Source organism: Paenibacillus sp. GXUN7292 (genome assembly GCF_050864975.1).
In the GTDB taxonomy this organism is placed as follows: Bacteria; Bacillota; Bacilli; order Paenibacillales; family Paenibacillaceae; genus Pristimantibacillus.
Window position 1 is genome coordinate 1 of record NZ_JBOZWO010000089.1, and the last position, 1,918, is coordinate 1,918.

The 1,918-nt window shown below is 24.3% G+C and carries 2 protein-coding genes; both read right to left on the minus strand.

Features of this window, described 5'->3' with window-relative positions:
- Positions 1-79: 79 nt before the first annotated feature.
- Positions 80-1,519: an aminoglycoside N-acetyltransferase AAC(6')-Ie gene (gene aph(2'')-Ia, locus ACRRU2_RS28450; protein WP_001028144.1), complete on the minus strand. Its 1,440-nt coding sequence runs from the start codon at positions 1,517-1,519 to the stop codon at positions 80-82.
- The coding region (locus ACRRU2_RS28455; RefSeq protein WP_000341232.1) for a GNAT family N-acetyltransferase at positions 1,520-1,918 on the minus strand (399 nt) is incomplete at its 5' end.

Here is a 1,918-nt window from a genome sequence, read left to right on the forward strand (position 1 = left end):
CACTTCCTTTATTATTTTTCATTTTTTTAAACTATTTAATACTAATGTCTTTTATAATAGCTTTTCATATATTATATAATCAATCTTTATAAGTCCTTTTATAAATTTCTTTTCTACCATTTTCGATAAATTCCTGTTTAATATTTTTAATTCCATAAACAATAGTTTCAATAGGATAATATTCTTCAACTATATCTTGATATTCTTTTGCTTTCTCAATATCTATATTTCCATACATTCTTAATATATCTTCTCCAAAATTTGTTCCTATTTCTTCTTCACTATCTTCAAGTAAGTATATAAAATCACAATATTCATCTATAATTCCAGAATCTCCAAAATCAATTATTCCAGTTAATCTATTATTGCCATCTAACAATAGATGATTACAACTAAAATCATTATGGCATAAACACTTTTTACCCTCAAAAACTGTTGTTGCATTTAGTCTTTCCATAAAACTTTCTATATAATCTTTTTCTATATCAGTTAAATCATTATAAATAGTTTCACGCAACAATATATACTCTTCTAATACATTTTGTTTATTATCAATAGTACATTCACTAATATCTGTATAATCTAAACCGTGCATTTGTCTTAAAAAACTGGCAATATCTCGTTTTAACAAATTTTGTTCTTCTTCTGACATAGTAGAATAAATTTCTGGTGTTAAAAAAGTTCCTTTAATTTCTTTATAACCTAGTATAGATAATTCATCACTAATATACGAATATTCAATATTAGGAATTTTTACATTAGTTTCTAAATTTGTATTTAAAAAATTATATATTGCTTTTTCTTTTGCATAACCTTTTTTCTTATTAGTACTAAATTTTGTTTTAAAAATGTATTCATTATTAACTAAATATGCCACACTATCATAACCACTACCGATTATTTCAATACTATCTACTTTGAAATTATCAAAGTAATGCTCAATTAAATATTTCATTGCCTTAACATTTGTGGCATTATCATCATATCTATATTCCATTAAATAACAATCTTCTTTTTTGCCCTCGTGTAATTCATGTTCTGGCAAATCTTCAATAATTCTAAAACCAGATTTTTGGTATGCCCTTATTGCTCTTGGATTATTTTTATGAGGGTCTAAAATAACTGCATTAGCATTTCTTTCTTTTTTCAAAAATTCAAAAATCAATTTAATATATCTTGTACCAATTCCTTTACTCCAATAATTTGGCTCTCCTATAAATTGATCCATACCATAGACTATCTCATCAGTTTTTGGATAATGATAATCAGTATATAACTCATCATACATTTTATATATTTGTCCATATCCAATAGGAACATTGTTATATTCAATAATTACTCTAAAAACTTCATCTTCCCAAGGCTCTGTATAATGTTTTTTTAATGATTCTAATGTATATTTTTTATCTCTACCACCATAAAATTCTAATACTCTTTCATCAGTTAACCATTTTAACATCAAAGGAAAATCATCATCTATTAAAGTTCTTATACATATTTCATTTTCAACTATATTCATTTATTTATCACCTTTTTCATAATCATATACATATACTATTTCATCTTTATAATCATTTTTACCACCTAATTTTTCATATACATGGCAAGCTCTAGGATTACCTTTATCAGTTATTAAAAACATTTCAGAACAACCAATCTCTTTAGAATATTCCTTAATAAAAGATAATAATTTTGAACCATAACCTTTGTCTTGATAGTTAGGTAACATTCCTATTGAGTGTAAATAAAACATTGTTTTTCCATCAGGTCTTAAAAGTGTATAGCAATATGCAAATCCTATAATTTTATTATTTTCTTTAGCTATAAACCCAAATGAACTGGTATCATTAAGAAATCCTTTTAAATTATCAATATCAAAAACCATATTATCATCAATTAAAACTTCTTCCATAAACTC